This window comes from Pseudomonas sp. MEJ086, assembly GCF_030209025.1.
In the GTDB taxonomy this organism is placed as follows: Bacteria; Pseudomonadota; Gammaproteobacteria; order Pseudomonadales; family Pseudomonadaceae; genus Aquipseudomonas; species Aquipseudomonas fulva_A.
Window position 1 is genome coordinate 29,351 of sequence record NZ_JARVSV010000038.1, and the last position, 22,259, is coordinate 51,609.

Here is a 22,259-nt window from a genome sequence, read left to right on the forward strand (position 1 = left end):
CCGCTCCGCAAGCTGGAAAAAAGGCTGACTAGCCTAGGGTCTGTTGGCGCTTCAACGCAAGCCGCGTTGCAGCGAGAAATCTCGCAAGGCCGGGCGGCGAGGCGAAGAACGCAGGGAGTGGTATTCCCTTTTCAAGTCATCCAGCGACGCATGGCGAGATTTCCCGCGCAACCCACAGGGCCGCGCCGGCGCGGTCCTGCTGAAACGTCAACAGACCCGATGACGGCTCACCAGCGGCTGCGCAGGCTGACAGGCACACGCAGCGCGTCACGGGTTCCGCCTGGCAGGCCACACATCTCGTCGTACGCCGAGGCATGCACCAGAAACAACGGCACCTCGGGCAGTTCCTGCAGCAGGTCCCTGGCGTGTTCCACGGAGCGCAAGCGCAGGTTGCGGCCGGCGTCATCGAGGAGATGACAGCGCCGCTGGCTAGCGACGATCTGCAACAGGTAGATCCCCCCTTCCAGAGAAATCAGTTCGAGTTCGCTTACCGCACCATCGCGAGCCGCGCGCAGCAATTCGGGCAGAGTCATGGCATATCCTCGAGAGCTGGAACCGTCACTATACGTTCGCCGCCACGCAGATAACAAAACGCCCGGCCTTGCAGTGCAAAGCCGGGCGTTCCTGGCTGCATCGGCGTACCGATCAGTGCTTGGTCAGCTTGTCCAGGTAGCCCATGGCGAAGGCTGAAACGACGAACGTCATGTGGATGATCACGTACCACATGAGGTGATCGGCTTCGTGATTACGTGCGTCCATGAATACCCGCAGCAGGTGAATCGAGGAAATGGCCACGATGGAGGCCGCGACCTTCATCTTCAGCGAGCTGGAGTCCATCTTGCCCAGCCAGCTGAGCTTTTCCTTGCCTTCATCGATATCCAGTTGCGAAACGAAGTTCTCGTAGCCGGACATCATCACCATCACCAGCAGACCACCGACCAGGGCCATGTCGACCAGCGACAGCAGCACCAGAATCAGATCCGCTTCGGCAATGGCGAAAACGTTGGGCAGGACATGAAAGACTTCCTGGAAGAACTTCAGTGCCAGCGCCAGCAGGCCAAGCGACAGACCTAGATAGATGGGGGCCAGCAGCCAGCGCGATGCGTACATCGCGTTTTCGATAAAGCGTTCCATGGACTCTCACAAATGATTGAAACAGCGGGCGAGTATACCCAGCAGCGAGGCGCAGGCAAGCCACGGCCGGCAGCCTGAAAGGGGCCTATATAACGCAATCGATAGCAGCAATGCACATTGTGGATAAGAACTGCGACGCATAGCCGCAGTGCACCGCTCAGCCCCTCGAAAAAACATCCGAGAGGCTCCTCGCTCAGCTGTCAGGCAACAACGGATGGGCAGCAGTCGAGTGGCGATTGTCACCGTTGATGCGCCGCAACTCGGCCTGGGCATGCAGGCGCCAGATCGGCGGTTCACTGCAGGCACCATACCCCTGAACGGCCAGGCTCTCGGCGATTTCATCGAGCAGCTCTTCAACCACCAAAGGGCCGTGGAATGGGCCTTGTGCCTTGACGGCGGAGGGTTGCCTGGCGGACATGCCGGCGATGCAGATCAATGTCCAAAGACCTCGATCACCCGCCAGCGGCAGTACCGCGCACTCGATGCGCGTGGTCACGCCCAGGTATTCACGAGTCAGGCAGAGGCTACGCGACACGGCGGCAATCCTCGCGGAAACAGACTTGCAGCCTACACCTGTAACCTCTATTGGCAAAGGCAGGCTTATTCACAGAACCTGTGGATAACTCTGTGCATGACAGGTGCGCAAGCGCGGCCATCCAGCATGCTGAATAGCCGCGGGCGAGACGTTCATGAATTGATCAGCTCGCCCGCGCCTACCTCACTCGACCAACGGTTTTTTCACCCGCGGCTTCTTGGGCGCCTTCTCTGGCAGCGCAGCGGTCAGCGCTTCCTTGGCCTGCTCGGGTTTGTCTTCCTCACCCATGCCGATCTCGGCGATCTCGCGCAGGCGCTCGACCACTCGCGCATTGACGCTGCCTTTCGGGAAGACGCCCTTGTCGTCCGGGGTACCGGCGTCTTCGCCGACCAGCAGGCTCAGCGCCTCGTCGACATGGCGCACCGAATAGACATGGAATTGACCGGCACGCACGGCCTGCAGCACACGCTCGTCGAGCATCAGGGTGGAGACGTTCGAATGCGGGATGATTGCCCCTTGCTCGCCCGTCAGCCCGCGTGCCTCGCACAGGCGGAAGAAGCCTTCGATCTTCTCGTTGACCCCACCGACGGCCTGCACTTCACCGAACTGGTTGATCGAACCGGTAATCGCGAAACACTGCTTGAGCGGCGTGCGCGACAGGGCCGAGATCAGCGTGCAGACTTCGCCGAGCGAGGCGCTGTCGCCGTCCACGTACCCGTAGGACTGTTCCAGCGCGATACTGGCGGAGATCTCCAGCGGGAATTCCTGAGCGTAACGGCTGCCGAGAAAGCCGGTGAGGATCATCACCCCCTTGGAGTGGATCGGCTGACCGAGATTGACCTCACGCTCGATGTCGACGATGCCCGAGCCGCCTGGATAGACGGTCGCGGAAATTCGCGCCGGTACGCCGAACGCCGAGTCACCGACCTCGAGCACGGTCAGGCCGTTGCATTTGCCGATGGCCGCACCGGCGGTGTCGATGAGGATGATACCGGCCAGCATGTCGTCGATGATCCGCGCGGAGACCCGCCCGGTGCGCGTGGCCTTGGCCTTTAGCGCACGCTCGATATGGTCGGCGTCGGTAACCGTTTCACCCGCCAGGTTGCGGATGAAGTCCGCCTCGCTGACCAGCTGGAACAGATCGCCGATGCGCGCCGACAGCCGCCCCTGGTGCTCCGCCAGGCGGGCGCTGTAGGTCGCCAGCCGCGCGACTGCCGCAGCGCTCAGCGGTGCCATGCCTTCTTCGTTGGTACGGGTTTTCATCAACTGGGCGAACTGCTCCAGGCTGTCGTCGGCAAGCGGAATGTCCTCGTCGAAATCGACCAGCACCCGGAACATCTCCTGAAAGTCAGGATCGGCGTCCTGCAGCGCGTAATAGAGCTGGCGCGAGCCGATGATCACCACTTTGAGCTGCAGCGGGATGGTTTCCGGGTTGAGAGTGACCGTGGCGATACGGCCCAGATCGGCCAGCGGCGACTCCATCTTCAGCTTGCGTGACTGCAGGGCCCGCTTCAGGGCCTCCCAGACGAATGGCTCGCTGAGGAACTTCTCCGCTTCGAGAATCAGGAAGCCGCCGTTGGCACGGTGCAAGGCACCCGGGCGCAACTGGCGATAGCTCGTGTAGAGCGCGCCCTGGTCGGTGTTGTACTCGATACGGCCGAACAGGTTGTCGTAGGTCGGATGCGGCTCGAACACCACCGGCGCGCCGCCGTCGGCATGATGACCGACGATCAGGCTGGGGGCGTACAGTTCTTCGAGCAGCTTACGGGTCTGGGCGTCGGCCTTCTCCACCTCGATGAGCAGGTCGACCACGCTTTTCAGCAGGTCCACCTGCATCGCCTGCAGGTAGGCGCAAACGCCCGCGTTCTCGGCGTATTTCTCCGAGAGCGGCGCCAGCAGCGGCTGCAGGGCGACGGTGATGGTTTCCTCGTTGAGCTGACGCAGCTGGTTGCTCGACTCGCGCTTCCATTGCGGCAGGCTGGCCAGCTCCTCGTTGAGGCGCTCTTCCAGCGTGGCGATATCGGCATGGAACCGTTCGCGCTCCGCTTCCGGCAACTGGGCGAATTCGGTCTCGTCCACGGACTTGCCTTCGAGCATCGGCGTGAAGGCGATGTTGGTGCTGTCACGGTACAGGGCGATGCCGCGCTCCAGAGACAGCTTTTCGATGACGTCCAGCGCCTGGTCGTAGCGTTTGTTGAAGGCGCGGTCGATGGCGCTCTTCTTCTGCTGGAACGACGGGTGCTCGAAAACCGCCGGAAAGGTCGCCAGCAGGTTGTCGATCAGTGCGTTGATATCGGCGATGAACTCGCCAGCGGTTCCGGCAGCCAGTTCCACGGCGCGGGGCTCGCGGGGCTCGTCGAAGTGATTGACGTAGACGCGGTCCGGCGGGGTTTCCAGGCGCTTGCCTTCGGCGCGCAGGTAACGTTTGACGAAAGAGAACCGCCCGGTGCCCGGCTCCCCCATGACGAATACGTTGTAACCGGGGCGCGGCATGGCCACGCCGAACTGCAGCGCCTGGACGGCACGTTCCTGGCCAAGCACGCCACGGAAAGGCTCCAGGTCATCGGTGGTGGTGAAGGCGAACTGCTGAGGCGAGAAGGGACGAGTGAGTGCATCGGGCGCCAGGCGCAGGCCGGCTGCAACGGGATCGGGCATCGGAGATCCTTAATTACCGCAGAGAAGTGTCTGCATTCTCGCGCCGCCCGCTTCCCCCTGGCAAGGCACCGATGCCAACCGGTATCGACCTGCCCCGCAGAAAGCAAAACGCCCGCAGCAGGTGCGGGCGTCTGGTGTCACCGCAAGGCTTACAGGTAGAAGGATTTCAGCGGCGGGAAGCCGTTGAATTCCACCGCGCTGTAGCTGGTGGTGTAGGCGCCGGTGGAGAACCAGTACAGGCGATCACCACTGGCCAGGTTCAGCGGCAGGCCGTACTTGTAGTGCTCGTACATGATATCGGCGCTGTCGCAGGTCGGCCCGGCGATGACCACTTCTTCCATCTCGCCCTTCTTCTCGGTCCAGACCGGGAATTTGATGGCTTCGTCCATGGTTTCGATCAGGCCGCTGAACTTGCCCACATCGGTGTATACCCAGCGCTCCACGGCGGTACGCGACTTGCGTGCGACCAGTACCACTTCGCTGACCAGGATGCCGGCGTTGGCGATCAGCGAACGTCCTGGCTCGAGGATGATTTCCGGCAGCTCGTCGCCGAAATCGTCCTTGAGGAAGCGGATGATTTCTTCGGCGTAGGTTTCCAGGCTGTTGGTACGGGTGATGTAGTTGGCCGGGAAGCCGCCACCCATGTTGATCATCTGCAGCACGATGCCGTCTTCTTCCTTCAGACGCTCGAAGATCACCTTGACCTTGGCGATGGCGGCATCCCACACGTCGATGTCGCGCTGCTGCGAGCCCACGTGGAAGGAAATGCCGTAAGGCACCAGGCCCAGTTGCTTGGCGAGGATCAGCAGGTCCATGGCCATGTCGGTCTGGCAGCCGAACTTGCGCGACAGCGGCCAATCGGCAGAAGTCGAGCCTTCGGTGAGGATACGTACGTAGATCTTCGAGCCCGGTGCGGCCTTGGCGATGTTGCGCAGGTCGGCTTCCGAGTCGGTGGCGAACAGGCGCACGCCCTTCTCGTAGAAATAGCGAACGTCGCGGGCTTTCTTGATGGTGTTGCCGTAGCTCATGCGGTCCGGGCTGACGCCAGCCGACAGCACCTTGTCCAGCTCGTAGATCGAGGCGATGTCGAAGTTCGAGCCCTTGTCGCGCAGCAGCTCGATGATCTCGATCGCCGGGTTGGCCTTGACGGCGTAGTAGACCTTGGCGAATTCGAAACCGGCGCGCAGGTCATCGTAGGCCTGGCTGATGATCGCGGTGTCGATCACCACGAACGGGGTTTCATGCTGGTCAGCGAAGTTCTTCATGCGGTTGAAGGTTTCGCGTGGGTAGTAATCTTCGACCTTGATCGACATGCGGGGCTCCAAATGGCTAAACCATGAACACTATGATTCGGGCAGTTGAACCGGGCACAGGTTCAACCGGGTGTCGGGGGCGGCCATCGACAATCGGCCGGAAAGCCTGCTGCCAGGCCTGGAACGTCTGATCAGTTTCCCCACTTTGGTTCGCCTACTTCCCAAGGCATGTCGCCGAGAATTGTCGTGCCTGGAATCAGGCGCCACAACCTCTCGTCGTCAGTACTTGAGCCGGATGGATCGTTGCCAGCATGGACGTTCGGCCGCGGACTTTAAGACCATGCCCCGCTCAGATCAATCAAAAATTGCCCTCGAGGGCACTCTCGCTTGCCGAGCGTTTTGGATTCCACACGAAACGCGGCGAAATGCTGCACAGCCGCGGCCCCACGGGAAAACCCGGTGCCCGGCGTCGAGCCTGGCACAGGGAGCTTTCATGACGATGACAGGGGGCTTTCGGTTGACCCGGGCGGGTCAGCCAGGCGGCTGTGGCGCAACTGTCAGTCAATTGCGCCTGCCGTAGAGAGGGCTTAGCGGAAGCGCTCGACTTCGCGATGCAGATCGGCGGCCAGGGTCTCCAGTTCCTTGGAGGTATGGGCCAGGTTGGCAATCACTTCGCGCTGCTCGCCGTTGGCCTGGGCGATGCTTTGCAGGTTGCTGCTGAGCACCGTCGCGGTGCTGCTCTGCTCGCTGGTCGCGGTGGTGATGGCGGCGAACTGATCACCAGCGGCGCTGGTCTGCTCGGCAATGTGGGTCAACGCCGCGGCGACCTTGGCATTGAGCTGCAAACCGTTCTGCATCAACTGACGGCCCTGCTCCATGCTGCTGATCGCGCTGCTGGTTTCGCCCTGGATGCTACCGATCATGCTGGAGATTTCGGTGGTCGCTTCACGGGTACGGCCTGCCAGGCTGCGCACTTCGTCGGCGACCACGGCGAAACCACGGCCCTGCTCACCGGCGCGGGCGGCCTCGATGGCCGCGTTGAGCGCCAGCAGGTTGGTTTGGTCGGCGATCGAGGTGATCACGCTGAGGATGCCGCCGATCTCCTGGGAGCGCTGGCCAAGGCTGTCGATGACCTTGGCGGCGCTGTTCAGCGACGAGGAGATCTGCTCCAGCGCATTGGAGGCCTCTTCCATGGAGGTACGGCCGATACGGGTCTGGCTGGCGTTATCGCTGGCCATGCGTTCGGTGCTGCGCATGTTGTCGGCGATGTTCAGCGAGGTGGCACTGAACTCTTCCACCGCACCGGCCATGCTGCTGATCTCACCGGACTGCTGCTCGATCCCCTCGTAGGCACCGCGCGAAAGACCGGACAGCGCTTCGGCGCGCTGGTTTACGTTACCGGCAGCGGCGCGGACGCGCTCGACCATGGTCGACAGCGCAGCCCCCATCTGATTGAAATTGCGCGACAGTTCGCCGATCTCGTCGTTACTGGTGACTTCCAGGCGTACGCTCAGGTCACCGGCGCCCAGCGCCTGAGCCTGACGCACCAGGTCGCCGAGTGGGCGCAGCTTGCGACGCAGCAGCCAGATCACCGCGAGCACGGCAAGCACCAGCGTCACCAGACTGCCGATCGCCAGCTGGCTGCCGACGCGCCAGGTCACCGCCTGGATTTCTTCTTCCGGCATGCTCGCCACGACCGTCCACGGACCGCCAGGGAACGGCACGGCGACGCTATAGAACTGCTGCTCGCCATCGCTCCAGAAACCACCTTTGCCCGGTTTGCCCAGCACGCTGGCCATGTTGGCGGTCAGTTGCTCGGGGCGCTGCGCGGCATAAGGAGGCACCAGCCACTTGCTCTGATCGTCGAGCAACGCAAGAGAGCCCGTGCTGCCAATGCGGAAACGCTGCAGGTTGGCGAACTGGGCGTTCTGCGCATCGGTGTAATCGAAGCCGACGAACAGCACGGCGATCACTCGACCCGCGCTGTCACGCACCGGGGTGTACTGGGTCATGTAGAAGCGCTCGAACAGCAGCGCCCGGCCAACGTAGTTGTTGCCGGCCAGCAGTCGTGCGTAGGCAGGATGATTGCGATCGAGCACGGTGCCGATGGCACGGCCGCCGTCCTGCTTGGTCAGCGAGGTGGTCACGCGGACGAAATCATCGCCGTCACGCACGAAGATGGTCGCCACACCAGCAGTGAGCTGGCGGAACTCGTCGACTTCGGCGAATTCGTTGTTCAACCGCGTGGAGCCCAGATACAGGGCAGGAGCCTGCAATGAACCCACCGCAACGCGCTCGTCCGGGCTGACGGTCAAGCCGCTGCTGAAGCGCCGCTCGAACAACCCGGCCAACCGCTGCGTGCTCTCGCGCAGGCTGTCGTGAAAGGTGCTCAGTTGGTCAGCCAGCAGACGCGCTTCGCTGCCCAGGTGCTCTTCACGGGTCACGAGGTTGGCGCTGCTCAGCGAGCGCAGGGCGAACAGCGTGCTGACGCTGATCAGCAGCACCAGCATGGCGGCAAGGGCCGTCGCCAGTTGCCAGGCGATACGGGAACGGGGTTGGTTCATGAAAATCTCCGAGCTCCATCATCCCTGTATGGAGTAATTGAATAAATTGTGATCAGCCTGTAAGTCGGCGAGCGCGGAGAATACTTGAGAGTTTTAGTGCGTCAATGGCCATCATGACGCTATCACCACATTTTTTGCGTGGAGTAATAAAAACGTCTCGTCGATGAACGTTTTCAGCGTTCGTCTAACGGCGCAGCTCGACCTCGGGCAACTGCATGGCCGCCACTTCGGCAAGCAGAAATTCGGCTAACCGCCCGAAACGCTCCTGCCCACGGCGGGCCTTGGGCCACACCAGATAATAGCTTTCGCCGCTGGACACGGCGGTCGACCAGGGTAGCGCCAGGTGGCCCAGCAGCACATCCTCGGCGACCATGGCCAGATCGCCGATCGACACGCCGTAACCGCGGGCGGCGGCGACGATGCCCAGCTCCAGGGTGTCGAACACCTGGCCGCCCTTGAGCGACACCTGGTCGGTCAGGCCCATGGCCTGCAGCCAGCGGCGCCAATCACGCCGATCGGGAGTCGGATGCACCAGCTCGGCCTGCTGCAGGCGGCTGACGTCCCACGGCTGCTCGCCGAGCACAGCAGGCGCGCACACAGGGATCAGCCATTCCTCGAACAGCCGCACGCTATGCCATTCGTTGCTGAAGGTGCCTGCGCTGAGTAACACGGCGCAGTCAAAAGGCTCATGGAGAAAATCCACACGATCGAGATCCATCCATGCGCTGGTGAGCTGCACCTCAAGGCCTGCATGCCGGGCGCGAAACAGCGACAGGCGCGCCAGCAGCCAGCGCATGGTCAGGGTCGAAGGCGCCTTCAGACGCAAGGTGCCGTCCTCCACGAGCAGGGTCGCGCATGCTCGCTCCAGGGACTCGAAACCTTCGTGCACGCCCGGCAGCAGCAGACTCGCCGGCTCGGTCAGGTGCACCGCCCGGCCGCGGCGCTCGAACAGCCGACAGGCGAAGTAATCCTCCAGGCTGCGAATGTGCCGGCTCACCGCGCTCTGGGTGATCGCCAGCTCATCAGCGGCACGGGTGAAAGAGCAATGCCGCGCGGCGGCCTCGAAGGCGCGCAGGGCATAGAGCGGTGGCAGGCGCCGCGTCACTGCATTGAACCATGAGTTTTAATCATGCCTTGCATCGCTATTTTCCTTTTGTGGGCACTGGCTACAAACCGGAGAATAGCCGTCATTGCTCATCTCCCGACAGTCTGGGGATGCTCACCCTACCGAAGTTTTACTCATCATGAAAAATCCCCTTGGTCACGAGCTGCGTGCGCTGCTGCGCCTGGCAGGCCCGCTGATTTCCGCGCAGCTGGCCCATGCGCTGATGATCTTCACCGACACATTGATGATGGCCATGCTCGGCCCTGGGCAGTTGGCCGGCGGCGCGCTGGGCGCGACCTGCTACTTCATTTTCTCGATCTTCTGCACGGGGGTGATCGCCGCCGTGGGCAGCATGATCGCCATTCGCCACGGCGCTGGCGACCCGGAGGGCGTCACTCGCCTGCTGCGCAACGGCCTGTGGCTGGCCCTGCTGCTGGGCGTCATCAGCGCGCTGTGTCTCAATGGCCTTGGCCCGCTGCTGCCGCACCTGGGTCAGGATCCCGACGCCGCCAGTCAGGCCATGAATTTCCTGCGCCCGCTGTCGCTGGGCCTGCCCGCTTACCTGTGCTTTATGGCCCTGCGCGGCTTCACCAGCGCCATCGGCCGTCCCGGCCCGGTGATGACCATCAGCATCGTCGGCACCCTTGCCAACTTTGCCGTCAACTATGCGTTGATCAAAGGCTGGCTGGGCGTAGACCTGGGCCTGAGCGGTATCGGTCTGACCACCGCGCTGGTCAGCAGCGCCATGGCGCTGGCCCTGGGGCTGTACATCCTGATGTCGCCGACCTACCAGCGTTACAAGCTGCGCGGCGGCCTGGGTCGCCCGCAGCGCGCCGAGATCCGCGCCCTACTGCGCCTCGGCCTGCCGATTGGCGGCACCTATGCCGCGGAGCAAGGCCTGTTCACCTTTGCCACCCTGTGCATGGGCGCCCTGGGCAGCGTGCAGTTGGCGGCGCACCAGATCGCCATGCAGTCGGTCGCCCTGGCCTTTATCGTGCCCCATGGTCTTTCTTATGCGGTGACCTTTCGGGTCGGCATGCATTACGGCGCCGACCGCCTGCACATGTCGCGCCTGGCCGGCTACCTGGGCATGGGTATGGGCGCCGCGCTAATGCTGCTGTTCGCCCTGGCGTTCTGGCTACTGCCAGAGTGGATCATCGGCCTGTTCCTCGACCGCCACGATCCGGCGTTCGCCGATATCGTCACCCTGGCGGTGAGCCTGCTGGCGATCGCCGCCTGGTTCGAGCTGTTCGACGGCCTGCAAAGCATCGCCATGGGCGCGATACGCGGCCTTAACGACGGCCGTCTGACCCTGGTGATTGGTCTGACCGGCTACTGGTGCATTGGCGCACCGCTGGCCTGGCTGCTGGCCTTCCCGGCCGGCTGGGGCGCCCACGGCGTGTGGTGGGGCTTGGCTGCGGGCCTGGCGGTGACGGCGAGCGGCCTGGTGCTGGGCTTTCGCTGGAAGACTGCGCGCCTGCAGCGGCCGAACGCCATGCAGGCCTACCTGTCATAAGCGGCTGCCTGCGAGTCCGGATTGCAGCGGCTAGGGTCGACCGCTGAGCAGCGACTGGTGCTCGCCCGCTGGCAGAAAGCGCGCCAGCTCGGCCAACGGCATCGCCTTGCTGACCAGATAACCTTGCACCTGGTCGCAGCCGAACTCGCGCAGCAGCTGCAACTGATCGACATTCTCCACGCCTTCGGCCACCACCTGCAGATCCAGGTTATGGGCCAGATTGATCATCGCCTGTACCAGTTGCTGGCTCTGCGGACGCAACTCCATGCCCGTGACGAAACTGCGGTCGATCTTCAACAGGGCGATGGGCAGATTGCTGAGGTGCTCGAATGACGAGAAGCCCGTGCCGAAGTCGTCGAGAGAAAAGCGCACCCCCAGGTGGCCGAGGCGCCGCATGGTCTGCAGCACGTATTCGCTACGGCGCATCACGGCGGTTTCGGTGAGTTCGAACTCCAGCCAGCTGCTGTCGATACCGCAGCTTTCGATCAAGCGCTCCAGGGTCGGCAGCAACTGGCTGTCCTGGAACTGGCGGAACGACAGGTTGACCGCCATGTGCAGCGCCGGGTGGCCGCGCCCGGCCAACCACTGCATGTCACGCAGCGCGCGATCGATCACCCAGTAACCGAGCGGCACTATCAGCCCGCATTCCTCGGCCAGCGGCACGAACGAGCCGGGCATCAGCAGGCCATGTTCCTCGTGTTTCCAGCGCACCAATGCTTCCAGCCCGACGATTTCGCCACTGTGCAGGCACAGCCGCGGCTGATAGTGCAGCTGCAACTCTTCACGGCGCAGCGCCCGGCGCATTTCCCGCTGCAGATCGGCCTGACTGCGCAGGTTGCGATCCAGGTGTTCGTCATACAGGTGATAGGTGCAACCCTGGCGACTCTTGGCCTGCTGCATGGCGACATGGGCATGCCACATCAGCGTATCGGCATTGCTTGCCGGCTTGGCCTCGGCCACGCCAAGGCTGCACCCGAGCAGCAGGCTCTCGCCGTCGATCCAGTAAGGTTCGCCGAGGGCATCGGCGATACGCCGAACCCAGGACCGTGCGCGCCGAAGATCGCCACGGGTGTCGAGCAGCAGGGCGAATTCGTCACCGCCCAGCCGTGCCAGCTGGTCACCGCGCCCCAGGTGCTGCTTGAGACGCGCCACCACCTGCTGGATGAGTTGATCGCCAGCCTGGTGCCCGAGAGCATCGTTGGCCTGGTGGAAGTTGTCGAGGTCCAGATGCACCAGGGCCAGGCCACGCTGGCTGTGATCGCCAAGGCGAGCGGCCAGCAGGGTCTGAAAGCCCTGGCGGTTGGCGATGCCGGTCAGCGCGTCCTGCTCGGTAAGGCGCTGCAGCGTGGCCTGCAAACGCCCCTGTTCGCGGACATAGCGCAGGCAGCGGCGCACCACGTCATCGCTCAACTGGTCGCGCACCAGCCAGTCACAGGCTTGCGCCGGCGCCTGCTCGGGTTCGTTATCCAGTAACAGGATGATCGGTGCGCGGCATTGTTCAGGGCTGGGCAGATGAGCCGGCGTGGTCAGCAGAACCCCATCGGGGCTATCGCCCAGCAACGCTTCGGCGGCTGGCCAGCTGGAGGCGCAGGTCAAGGGCGCCGGACCGCCAAGGGCCTCCAGGCGTTCGTGCAGCAACTCGCTCCACTGCGGCGTTTCAGCCAGCAGTATCAGGCGCAATGGCTCGACGAATGCGCTCAAGAAAACTCCCCGATACAAGAAAGTGCGGGCTGAAAAATGCCCCTGAGTGCGCCATATCCGACGTCAAATCAAGCACTTCCGTGTGAAACGCGGGACATCCTGCGACAAACGCGCCACGCCTACAAGCCCACAGGCGAAACTCGCCGCCAACCCCGTCACATAACGGCAAGGCATTGGCCATGGTCAGAGCACGGCTGTTGGTGGAGGCTAACTTCCTTCATCAAAGCAACGAATGACAGTCGACTTTCAGCTAAAATGCGTGGCCATTTCCCTTCGCGATAAACACGATGTCCCGACTCAATCCCCGGCAACAGGAAGCCGTGAACTACGTCGGCGGCCCTCTTTTGGTGCTCGCCGGCGCAGGCTCCGGCAAGACCAGCGTGATCACCCGCAAGATCGCCCATCTGGTACAGAACTGCGGTATCCGCGCCCAGCACATCGTCGCCATGACCTTCACCAACAAGGCCGCTCGCGAGATGAAGGAGCGTGTCGGCACCCTGCTCAAAGGCCCCGAGGCCCGCGGCCTGACCGTGTCGACCTTTCACAACCTGGGCATGAACATCATCCGCAAGGAATACGCGCGCCTGGGCTACAAGCCCGGCTTCTCGATCTTCGACGACGGCGATATCAAGGCGCTGCTGACGGACATCATGCAGAAGGAGTACGCCGGCGACGACGGTGCCGATGAGGTCAAGAACTACATCGACAGCTGGAAGAACGACCTGATCCTGCCTGACGAGGCCCTGGCCAATGCTCGCGGCCCCAAGGAGCAGACGGCCGCCATCGTCTACCTGCACTACCAGCGCACGCTCAAGGCGTACAACGCGGTGGACTTCAACGACCTGATCCTGCTGCCGGTGAAGCTGTTCCAGGAACACACCGACATTCTGGAGAAGTGGCAGAACCGCATCCGCTACCTGCTCGTCGACGAGTACCAGGACACCAACTCCAGCCAGTATCTGCTGGTGAAGCTGCTGGTGGGCATGCGCAACCAGATCACCGTGGTGGGCGACGACGACCAGTCGATCTACGCCTGGCGCGGTGCGCGGCCGGAGAACCTCAACCTGCTCAAGGAAGACTACCCGTCGCTCAAGGTGGTGATGCTCGAGCAGAACTACCGCTCCACCAGCCGCATCCTCAAATGCGCCAACGTGCTGATCGCCAACAACCCTCATGCGTTCGAAAAGCAGTTGTGGAGCGAGATGGGCATGGGCGATGAGATCCGCGTGATCCGCACCCGCAACGAAGACGCCGAGTGCGAGCGCGTGGCGCTGGAGATTCTCACCGAGCACTTGCGCACCCAGCGCCCCTACAGTGATTTCGCCATCCTCTATCGGGGCAACTACCAGGCCAAGCTGATGGAGCTGAAGCTGCAGCACCACCAGATCCCCTATCGCCTGTCTGGTGGCACCAGCTTCTTCGCCCGTCAGGAAGTGAAGGACCTGATGAGCTACTTCCGCCTGCTGGTCAACCCGGACGACGACAATGCCTTTCTGCGGGTGATCAACGTGCCACGCCGGGAGATCGGCTCCACAACCCTGGAAAAGCTCGGCAACTACGCCAACGAACGCAAGATCAGCATGTACGCCGCCAGCGACGAAATCGGCCTTGGCGAGCACCTGGACAGCCGCTACACCGAGCGCCTGGCACGCTTCAAACGCTGGATGGACGGCGTACGCGAACAATGCGTGGTTAACGAGCCGATCGCCGCCATCCGCAGCATGGTGATGGACATCGACTACGAGAACTGGCTGCGCCAGAACGCCTCCAGCGACAAGGTCGCGGACGCGCGCATGGGCAACGTCTGGTTTCTGGTCGATGCCCTGAAGAACACCCTCGACAAGGACGAAGAGGGCGACATGACCATCGAGGACGCCATCGGCAAGCTGGTACTGCGCGACATGCTCGAACGGCAGCAGGAAGAAGAGGATGGCGCCGACGGCGTGCAGATGATGACCATGCACGCCTCCAAGGGGCTGGAATTCCCTTCGGTGTACATCATCGGTTTCGAGGAGGAAATTCTTCCCCACCGTTCCAGCATCGAAGCCGACACCATCGAAGAAGAACGGCGCCTGGCCTATGTGGGCATCACCCGCGCCAAGCGAAACCTGGCACTGACCTTCGCCGCCAAGCGCAAGCAGTACGGCGAGATCATCGACTGTTCGCCGAGCCGTTTTCTCAACGAACTACCGCCCGAGGACCTTACCTGGGAAGGCATGGAAGAGGCGCCGGTGGAGGTCAAAGCCGCTCGCGGCAACGACGCCCTGGCCAGCATGCGCGCCATGCTCAAGCGCTGATACGAGCAATCGGTGGCCCCGGCCGAGCGCTACGACAGCCGGGGAAATGCTCCGGATGTCGCGCCGCGCAACCCAGGTCAGGTTTTCGCCGCGCCCAATACCTTCACGGGCACCTGCGTAACATTTCGTAGTCAGAATGAGAGGCCGGTAGTTGCCGCCGGCCATTCGTTATCGCCAAGCTACCTTTGCAAGAGGCCCGGAACCATGCGCACGCTCACTCTCGACCTCGATACCCTGACCCCGTTGATCAATGGTCGCGAAACCCTGGAGCACTGGCTCGACCTGGAGGCCGGTACGGTTCTGAGCCTGTCGCCGGACGATCAGGGCAGCGACGAACATCAGCAGGTCCAGCTGAACCCCGAGCGCTACGCCGCGGTGCCCAACCTCGACGTAGTCCAGCGCGTGGCCATGCGTGAGTCCTTTCTGTTCACCCTCAACGATCTCAACGCACACCCGCTGCTCAGCGCCGCACTGACCGGGCGCAAGCCGCTGCGCTCATTCGATTACGAAATCGACTACTTCCCCGTGCTACGCCAGCAATGGCAAGACTACGAACAGAAGCAACTGCGCGAATACGCCCTCAACTGGCTGTTCGAACTGGGCCTGGAACCGGCGCCGGACAAACTGCCACTGGACACCCGTGGCATTCCCAAGGACATCCTGCGGCGGCTGACCAAAAGCGCCTGAGCCGGACAGCCTGCCAGGGTCTGTTGACGTTTCACGCACGGCCGCGCCGGAGCCCTACGGGTTGCGCGGGAAATCTCGCCATGCGTCGTTGGAGGACTTGAAAAGGGAATGCCATTCCCTGCGTCCTCCGCCTAGCTTGGCGAGAGTTCTCGCGGCAACGCGGCGCGCGCTGAAACGTCAACAGACCCTAACGTTGCGGTTGATACACCGGCTGCACCGCCGGCCGGCGCAAGCCCATGGCCAGCAACGCGCCGAACACGGCAATCAGGGCACTGAAGAAAAGGGCCCGGTTCAACCCCTGCACCGGATCCTCGGTGGCATTGGCAACCGACACCAGAACGGCCAGGCCAAGCGCCCCACCGATCTGCTGCACGGTAGATGTCATGCCGGACGCCACGCCCTGCTGGCCGGTGGGGATGCCCTGCCCCGCGCACACCCACATCGCCGTCCAGGTCATGCCCTGACCCAGGCTCAGCAGCGTGATGGCCGGCAACAACTGCAGATAGCCGTCGACGCGAGCCAGGCCGAACGTCTGCCAGGCAATGCCCAGAGCGCCGGCCAGCAGCCCCAGGAGCAGCGTCACGCGCGGGCCGAAGCGGGCCAGCATCGGTTCGGCCAGAGCAATACCCAGCGTGCACACCAGGGTCGCCGGTAGAAACGCCAGGCCGGTTTGCAGCACACTGAAGCCGTACACCTGCCCGTAGTAGATGGCCAGGAAGTAGTACTGAACCCCAAAACTGCTCATGAACACCGCAGTGATCAGCATCGCCAGCCACAGGCTGCGGCGACGTAACAGTTGCAGATGCATCAGGGGATCTGCGGCCCTGCGTTCGATCCACACGAACAACCCCAGCAACAGCACAGCCAGCCCGAAGGCACCGACAACTTCAGGCGTCGCCCAGCCCCACTCCGGCCCCTGGATGAATGCCAGCACCAGCAGGCTGCCCCCGGCGGTGACGCAAAACGCCCCAGGCAGATCGAAGCTGCGACCCTTGTCGAGCGGTGCGTCTTCGCCGATCCAGCGCCCCGCCGCCCAGGCGCAGCCGCCTGCCAGCGGCACATTGACGAGAAATACCGCCTCCCAGCCGAAGCCCTGGGTCAACACACCGCCCAGTAACGCCCCCAATGCCAGGCCGGCAGCCGATGCCGCACTCCAGATCGCCAACGCTCGATTACGCGCGGCCCCTTCGGCGAAGTTGCCATTGATCAGTGCCAGCGTGGCGGGGAACAGCATCGCCGCGCCAACCCCTTGCAGCGCCCGGGCCAGTACCAGCAGCCATGGCGAATCCGTGCAACCACCGGCCAGAGACGCCACGGCGAACAGGGTCTGGCCGATGCGATACATGCGGCGGCGACCAAGCAGGTCGGCGCAACGCCCACCGAGCAGCAGGCAACCACCGAAAGCCACGCTGTAGGCGCTGATCACCCACTGCAGTTGCTGCGCGGAGAACCTCAGCTCGTCGCCGATGCTCGGCAGGGCGACGAAAAGGATGGTCGCATCCAGGGCGATGATCAGTTGGGCGCAGGCGAGTAGCGCCAGCATCAGGCGGGGACGGGAAGACGGCATGCACAGAACTCTGCTAATGGACGGCTCTGCAGTTTCATTCATGCGTCACAGATGATAAATACGCTACAAATCCTTTCAATGATGATAAAAATCATGGATCTGAACGCCGTGCAATTGCTGCTCAAGGTGGCCGAGCTGCGCAGTTTCACCCTTGCCGCGCATGCCACGGGCCTGACTCAGTCCGGTCTGTCACGCGCCATCGCTCGCCTGGAGCGGGAACTGGGCACACGCCTGCTCAACCGCAATACTCGCAGCGTGAGCCTGACGCCCGACGGCACCCTGTTGCGCGACCAGTGCGCGCCCCTGCTCGCGGGCCTGGAGGATGCCGAACGGGAGTTGCTCGACCGCCGCTGCGAGCCTAGCGGCGTGTTGCGCCTGACCGCGCCTTCGGCCTTTGGGCGCATCGTGTTGCTGCCGCTGCTGGGCGAATTGAGCCAGCGTTATCCACAGTTGCACATCGAAAGCACCCTGAGCGACCGGGTGGTGGATATCGTCGAGGACGGCTTCGACCTTGCCGTGCGCACCGGGCGTATCGACGATCAGCGCATGATCGCCCGCCCACTCAGGGCCACGCGCTGGACTTGCGTGGCCACGCCCGCTTACCTCGCTCGTCGCGGCGTACCGCAGCACCTCGACGACCTGGCCAGTCACGATTGCCTGGCAGTACGTAATCCACGGGACGGAAAGCTGGTCGCCTGGCAGTTCATCGATACCGGTCGACCACGAGATGTGGAGGCCAGCGGCCGGCTGATCTTCGATAACGGTGACGCCCTGCTCGAAGCCGCTCGCCTTGGCCTGGGGGTCGCCCAGCTGATGGACTTCGCGGTGGCCGATGACCTTGCCGCCGGGCGCCTGATCGAAGTGCTGCAGCCCTTCGCTGGGCGCCAGCGGGAAATCGCCATCGTCTACCCACCATCACGACAACGCTCGCCACGGATCACCGCATTCACGCAGATCCTGTTCGAGCGCTGGGGCCGTGCCTAAGGTCTGTCGAGGTTTCTCGCTGCAACGCGGCTTGCGCTGCTAACGTCAACAAACCCTGGCCGCGATATTGGCTGCGCAGGTACTGCCTGCGGGTCAGCCGTCGGACGCCAAGTGGCGAGCGGTGCGGTTTCGCTACAAATGATCGGCAATTTGAGGGAAAATCCGCCGCTTTGCTCTTGAGCCCAGAGGATCGATCGTGGAGTCGTTGAAACAGAAGATATGCAGTGAAGGTACCGTCCTGTCCGAGCAGGTGCTCAAGGTCGACGCCTTTCTCAATCACCAGATCGACCCACAGCTGATGCAGCAGATCGGCCACGAGTTCGCCGAACGCTTCAAAGGTCAGGGCATCACCAAGATCGTCACCATCGAGGCCTCCGGTATCGCCCCGGCGGTGATGGCTGGCCTGGAGCTGGGCGTGCCGGTGATTTTCGCGCGCAAGTACCAGTCGCTGACGCTCACCGACAACCTCTACATCTCCAAGGTGTTCTCGTTCACCAAGCAGACCGAGAGCACCCTGGCGATTTCCTCCAAGCACCTGAATGCCAATGACCACGTATTGCTGGTCGATGACTTCCTAGCCAACGGCCACGCCGCCAAGGCGCTGATCGATCTGGTCGGCCAGGCTGGCGCCAGCATCGCCGGTATCGGCGTGGTCATCGAGAAGTCGTTCCAGAGCGGCCGTGCAACGCTGGACGCCGAGGGCTATCGCATCGAGTCCCTGGCACGCATCCAGTCCCTGGCCGGCGGCAAGGTCACGTTCCTCGAATAGTCGTCGCCTTCAGCCCGCTCAACAGCAGCCTTTGGTACAGCTCCTCGCGCAAGCCGTCGGGCTGCTCCAGCGACATGCGCTGCAGGTGCGCGGGAAAGTCTTCGGCGGGCGGTGGATCGAGCGCCGCCTTGCCCAGTTCCAGCACTTCGCTCAGTCGGAACTTGCCCTTCAACCAGGTCAAGGCGCGCAACAAGTCCTGCTCCTCCGGGCTGAAATCGCTGCCCAGTGGATACTCCGCGAATGACGCCCCATGCCGATCGGCAATCGCCTGCAAACGCTCGGGGGTGTTGCTCGTGAAGCGCGGGTCGAGCTGAAAATCCTTCGGCAGTTTGCCGGCCTCGATGGCCTGTTCCATCAGCTGCGCCTGAAAGCGTGAATCACTGACGCTCAGCAAGGCCTCGATCACCTGCGCATCGGTCTTGCCGCGCAGATCGGCGATGCCGTATTCGGTGATCACCACGTCGCGCAGATGCCGCGGGATGGTCACGTGACCATATTCCCAGACGATGTTGGATGTCACCTCGCCTGCGGATTCGCGCCAGCTGCGCAGCAGCAGAATCGAGCGCGCATCCGGCAATGCGTGCCCCTGGGCGACGAAGTTGTACTGCCCGCCCACGCCGCTGAGCACGCGGCCATCTTCCAGCTGATCGGCCACCGCCGCGCCAAGCAGGGTGACGGTGAACACGCTGTTGATGAAGCGCGCCTCGACGCGCTGCAGGCGCTTGAGCGCCTCCTCGCCGTACAACTCGTTGATGAAGCCGATGCCGGTCATGCCGAAGCGACTGCGCTGCCCGGCATCCATATCGGCGAGACGCTGATAGAACGATTGCGGGCCCAGGAAGAAGCCGCCATGCACCCACACGCCATGCTTGGCCGGCGTCAGGTAATCGCGCAGGGCCGCCTGACTCAGTGGGTCGGAAAGTTCGGTGGAGCATTGCTGATCGGTCGGCAGTAGCAGGTTCTCGCCCTGCAGCTTGAGGTTGGCATCCAGCAGCCCGCCCTCCTGCATCCAGTTCAGGGTCGCTTCATCCAGGCGCTCCGGCAGCCCGGCGTCGAGCATGGCCTGCACGCCGCGTGGCTGGCCATTGGCATCCAGCGCACCGGCGCTGGCCAGACGCTGTACCCGCACGTCGGGGTAAACGACGCGGCGGATCACACCGGCGTCGGTCAACGCCAGCAGGCCATTGACGAACATCTCGCTGCAACCGTACAGCCCCACGTCGAACGGTTGCTGATCGCCGAGCAGCGCAGTCAGCGGATGCGCCTGACCGTCGTGCAAGTCGGCCAGCACCGCACGGTAGCTGGGGTTATCGGCGTGGCGCGCCAGCAAGGCTGCGCTGACCGCATCGCCCATCGCGCCAATGCCGATCTGCAAGGTGCCGCCATCACGCACCAGAGTGCTGGCGTGCAGGCCGATGCAGTGGTCCTGCACCGTCACCGGCATGTTCGGCGTGGAGAACAGCGTGCTGGCTTCGTTTTCCTGTAGCTGAATATCGAAGGTTTCACGGGGCAACTCGGCATCGCCCGGCATGTAGGGCAGATGGCCGTGGACCTGAGCGAGGCAGAGGATGGTTTCGCCGCGCTCACGCCTTGCCTGTAGCAGGGGCAGCAGGTCCAGGGTGATATCCGGATTGCAGCTCAAACTGAAATGGCCGGGCCGACTGCTGTCCTCAGCGACCAGTTGCGCTACCACGTTGACGCCCTTGGCGTTGATGTCGCGGGCAGCGTGGCTGTAATTGCTGCTGGTGTAATCCTGCTGAGCCGAGTCGCTATCGAGCAGGCTGCCGGGCTGCAGAAAGAACTGCTCGACCCGCACATTGGCTGGCAACGTGTCGCCCTGCAAGTCGGCGAGAAAGTCCAGCTCCGGATAATCGCCATATACACGCTCGACGAAGGGGTCGAGAAAGCGCTGCTGCAAATCCTGGCCAGCACGGGGCCGCCCCAGGCACAGGGCGGTGTAGATGGTCAGCTGGCGTTCGGGACATTCGCGCAGACGCGCGTAAAGGGCATTGACCCAGCGATTGGGTTTGCCCAGCCCCAGTGGCAGGCCCAGACGAATAGGGCCGTCGATTTCGTCAAGAATGCGCTCGACGGCTTGCTCGATGGAACACTGTTGGGGCATGCAGCTCTCCAGGCAGAATGGTCTCGGCAGTGTGCGTTGGACTGCCCGATCTGGCCTTTTGCTGCAATTTTGTCATCACTCTGAAATGACAAAGCCGCCCGAAGGCGGCTCTGATACGGCGTGGACGGGCCCTAGAGCCCGGACATCTTCTCGATGGCGGCGCGCAGTTCGTCGTCTGAGCAGTCACCACAGGTCCCCCTCGGCGGCATCGCATTGATACCGGCAATCGCCTTCGCAAGGATGCCATCCATACCGCCCTGCTCGTCTGCCCGGTTTCTCCAGGCAGCGGTATCACCGATCTTCGGCGCACCGAGCAATCCCGGCGTGTGGCAGGCCGTGCAGTGCCTGGCCACGATGTCGTCGGCGCTACGTGCGGCACCGCCGGTGACAGCCGCTACAGCTTCGACGCCTTTGCACGCCTGCCCGGAAATGCACACTTGCCCTACTGGCTTGATTCGCTCGGCAATCGCTTCGTCTGTAGTAGCCTGGGCATTCACGGCCCATAGCGCCAAGGCGATTGCCGGCACTACGAGCATGCTTCTGATTGGGTTCACACGTACGCCCTCATGGGTGGCTAGTCACGCTCGCGGCCACGGTTTCGCAAGCCCGAGAATTATAACGACTGCCCTACGGGGCCGGAATGACCCAACTTGTCGCAGGGTTATTGAACCCATGACGCAGATCAACGGCAGCGTGAATTGCCACGCTGCCGCTCACGGTTTTAGAAGTTTGCCGGGGTGGTGGCACTGATCAACCGGGCGGGTTGATCGAAGGGATTGCGAAAACGATGGGGCTTGCTGCTCTCGAAGTAATAGCTGTCGCCGCTCTCGAGCACGAACACTTCATCACCGACGGTGAGCTCGAGACGACCTTCGACCAGCATGCCGGTCTCCTCGCCCTCATGGGCGTACATCTCCAGGCCGGTGTCGCTGTGCGGCGGATAGGTTTCGTCGAGAAAGGAAATGGCGCGGCTCGGATGCGCCTTGCCGATCAGCTTCATGGTGATCGCGCCACTGTGAATATCGGTCAACTCGCTTGCCCGATAGACCACCTGCACCTGATTGTCCTGCTCGGCCTCCAGGGAAAAGAACTCCACCAGCGACATCGGAATGCCGGCCAGCACCTTCTTCAACGAACTGATCGAGGGGCTGACGCTGTTCTTCTCGATCATCGAGATGGTGCTGTTGGTGACCCCCGCCCGTTTGGCGAGTTCGCGCTGGGAAAGCCCTTTGAGCTTACGGATCGATTGCAGGCGTAGACCGACGTCCAATGCAGGATGCCCCCAGGGAAGACATGGAATTGGCCGTATCATGGCAACAGTGTTCAGTATTTACAACAGTCTGAACACCTTGAAACACCCGTGAGCCAAG

At 62.9% G+C, this 22,259-nt stretch carries 17 protein-coding genes and 1 pseudogene; 5 read left to right on the top strand and 13 right to left on the bottom strand.

The features are described from left to right. Positions 1-227: 227 nt before the first annotated feature. The 8 genes and pseudogenes from QRN22_RS22755 to QRN22_RS22785 all read right to left on the bottom strand — a co-directional run bounded on the left by QRN22_RS22755 (position 228) and on the right by QRN22_RS22785 (position 9,246). On the bottom strand, positions 228-533 hold the full coding sequence (locus QRN22_RS22755) for a DUF6482 family protein (protein WP_042556300.1): 306 nt from the start codon (positions 531-533) through the stop codon (positions 228-230). Positions 534-645: 112 nt separating this feature from the next. Next, positions 646-1,134, bottom strand: a complete 489-nt coding sequence (locus QRN22_RS22760; protein ID WP_042556299.1) for a TIGR00645 family protein — start codon at positions 1,132-1,134, stop codon at positions 646-648. A gap of 193 nt (positions 1,135-1,327) precedes the next feature. Continuing rightward, complete coding sequence (locus QRN22_RS22765; RefSeq protein WP_042556298.1) at positions 1,328-1,669, bottom strand: PA4575 family protein; 342 nt, start codon at positions 1,667-1,669, stop codon at positions 1,328-1,330. A 183-nt stretch (positions 1,670-1,852) separates the two neighbouring features. Next, positions 1,853-4,324, bottom strand: coding sequence for a Lon protease family protein (locus tag QRN22_RS22770; RefSeq protein ID WP_042556297.1), 2,472 nt, complete (start codon positions 4,322-4,324; stop codon positions 1,853-1,855). A 149-nt stretch (positions 4,325-4,473) separates the two neighbouring features. Next, positions 4,474-5,637, bottom strand: a complete 1,164-nt coding sequence (locus QRN22_RS22775) for a type III PLP-dependent enzyme (protein ID WP_179539127.1) — start codon at positions 5,635-5,637, stop codon at positions 4,474-4,476. 527 nt (positions 5,638-6,164) lie between these two features. Beyond that, positions 6,165-7,025 (bottom strand): methyl-accepting chemotaxis protein, encoded by an 861-nt coding sequence (locus QRN22_RS26705; RefSeq protein ID WP_373565158.1) that lies wholly within the window; start codon positions 7,023-7,025, stop codon positions 6,165-6,167. Then, positions 7,020-8,141: pseudogene (locus QRN22_RS26710) on the bottom strand (Cache 3/Cache 2 fusion domain-containing protein); the annotation flags it as partial. The gene QRN22_RS26705 and the pseudogene QRN22_RS26710, both read right to left, overlap by 6 nt. A 184-nt stretch (positions 8,142-8,325) precedes the next feature. Beyond that, positions 8,326-9,246, bottom strand: a complete 921-nt coding sequence (locus QRN22_RS22785) for a LysR substrate-binding domain-containing protein (protein WP_042553247.1) — start codon at positions 9,244-9,246, stop codon at positions 8,326-8,328. A gap of 139 nt (positions 9,247-9,385) precedes the next feature. Between QRN22_RS22785 and QRN22_RS22790 the strand changes: the two genes are divergently transcribed. Continuing rightward, positions 9,386-10,762: a NorM family multidrug efflux MATE transporter gene (locus QRN22_RS22790; RefSeq protein WP_042553248.1), complete on the top strand. Its 1,377-nt coding sequence runs from the start codon at positions 9,386-9,388 to the stop codon at positions 10,760-10,762. A 30-nt stretch (positions 10,763-10,792) separates the two neighbouring features. Here QRN22_RS22790 and QRN22_RS22795 read toward each other — a convergent pair whose 3' ends face one another. Beyond that, a complete protein-coding gene (locus QRN22_RS22795; protein WP_042553249.1) occupies positions 10,793-12,463 on the bottom strand; it encodes a putative bifunctional diguanylate cyclase/phosphodiesterase in 1,671 nt (556 codons plus the stop codon). A gap of 287 nt (positions 12,464-12,750) precedes the next feature. Here QRN22_RS22795 and rep point away from each other — a divergent pair, with 287 nt between their 5' ends. After that, a complete protein-coding gene (rep, locus tag QRN22_RS22800; RefSeq protein WP_042553250.1) occupies positions 12,751-14,760 on the top strand; it encodes a DNA helicase Rep in 2,010 nt (669 codons plus the stop codon). A 204-nt stretch (positions 14,761-14,964) separates the two neighbouring features. Beyond that, positions 14,965-15,447 (top strand): UPF0158 family protein, encoded by a 483-nt coding sequence (locus tag QRN22_RS22805; protein ID WP_042553251.1) that lies wholly within the window; start codon positions 14,965-14,967, stop codon positions 15,445-15,447. A gap of 187 nt (positions 15,448-15,634) precedes the next feature. On the opposite strand, the gene QRN22_RS22810 is transcribed toward QRN22_RS22805, so the two are convergent. After that, entirely contained in the window at positions 15,635-16,990 is a 1,356-nt protein-coding gene (locus QRN22_RS22810) for an MFS transporter (RefSeq protein ID WP_082045756.1), read from the bottom strand. A gap of 117 nt (positions 16,991-17,107) precedes the next feature. On the opposite strand from QRN22_RS22810, the gene QRN22_RS22815 reads away from it, so the two are divergent. Beyond that, positions 17,108-17,998, top strand: coding sequence for a LysR family transcriptional regulator (locus tag QRN22_RS22815; RefSeq protein WP_042553253.1), 891 nt, complete (start codon positions 17,108-17,110; stop codon positions 17,996-17,998). A 196-nt stretch (positions 17,999-18,194) separates the two neighbouring features. Beyond that, a complete protein-coding gene (locus QRN22_RS22820) occupies positions 18,195-18,767 on the top strand; it encodes a xanthine phosphoribosyltransferase (protein WP_042553254.1) in 573 nt (190 codons plus the stop codon). Here QRN22_RS22820 and QRN22_RS22825 read toward each other — a convergent pair. From QRN22_RS22825 to QRN22_RS22835, 3 genes are all read right to left on the bottom strand, one after another. Continuing rightward, positions 18,751-20,889: an acetyl-CoA hydrolase/transferase C-terminal domain-containing protein gene (locus QRN22_RS22825; RefSeq protein ID WP_042553255.1), complete on the bottom strand. Its 2,139-nt coding sequence runs from the start codon at positions 20,887-20,889 to the stop codon at positions 18,751-18,753. The two genes, QRN22_RS22820 and QRN22_RS22825, sit on opposite strands and share 17 nt — an antisense overlap. A 131-nt stretch (positions 20,890-21,020) precedes the next feature. Further along, positions 21,021-21,443, bottom strand: a complete 423-nt coding sequence (locus tag QRN22_RS22830; protein ID WP_082045755.1) for a c-type cytochrome — start codon at positions 21,441-21,443, stop codon at positions 21,021-21,023. A 167-nt stretch (positions 21,444-21,610) separates the two neighbouring features. Beyond that, the gene (locus QRN22_RS22835; RefSeq protein ID WP_042553257.1) at positions 21,611-22,159 is read right to left on the bottom strand and encodes a cupin domain-containing protein; all 549 of its coding nucleotides are present in this window, start codon (positions 22,157-22,159) and stop codon (positions 21,611-21,613) included. Positions 22,160-22,259: the final 100 nt, after the last annotated feature.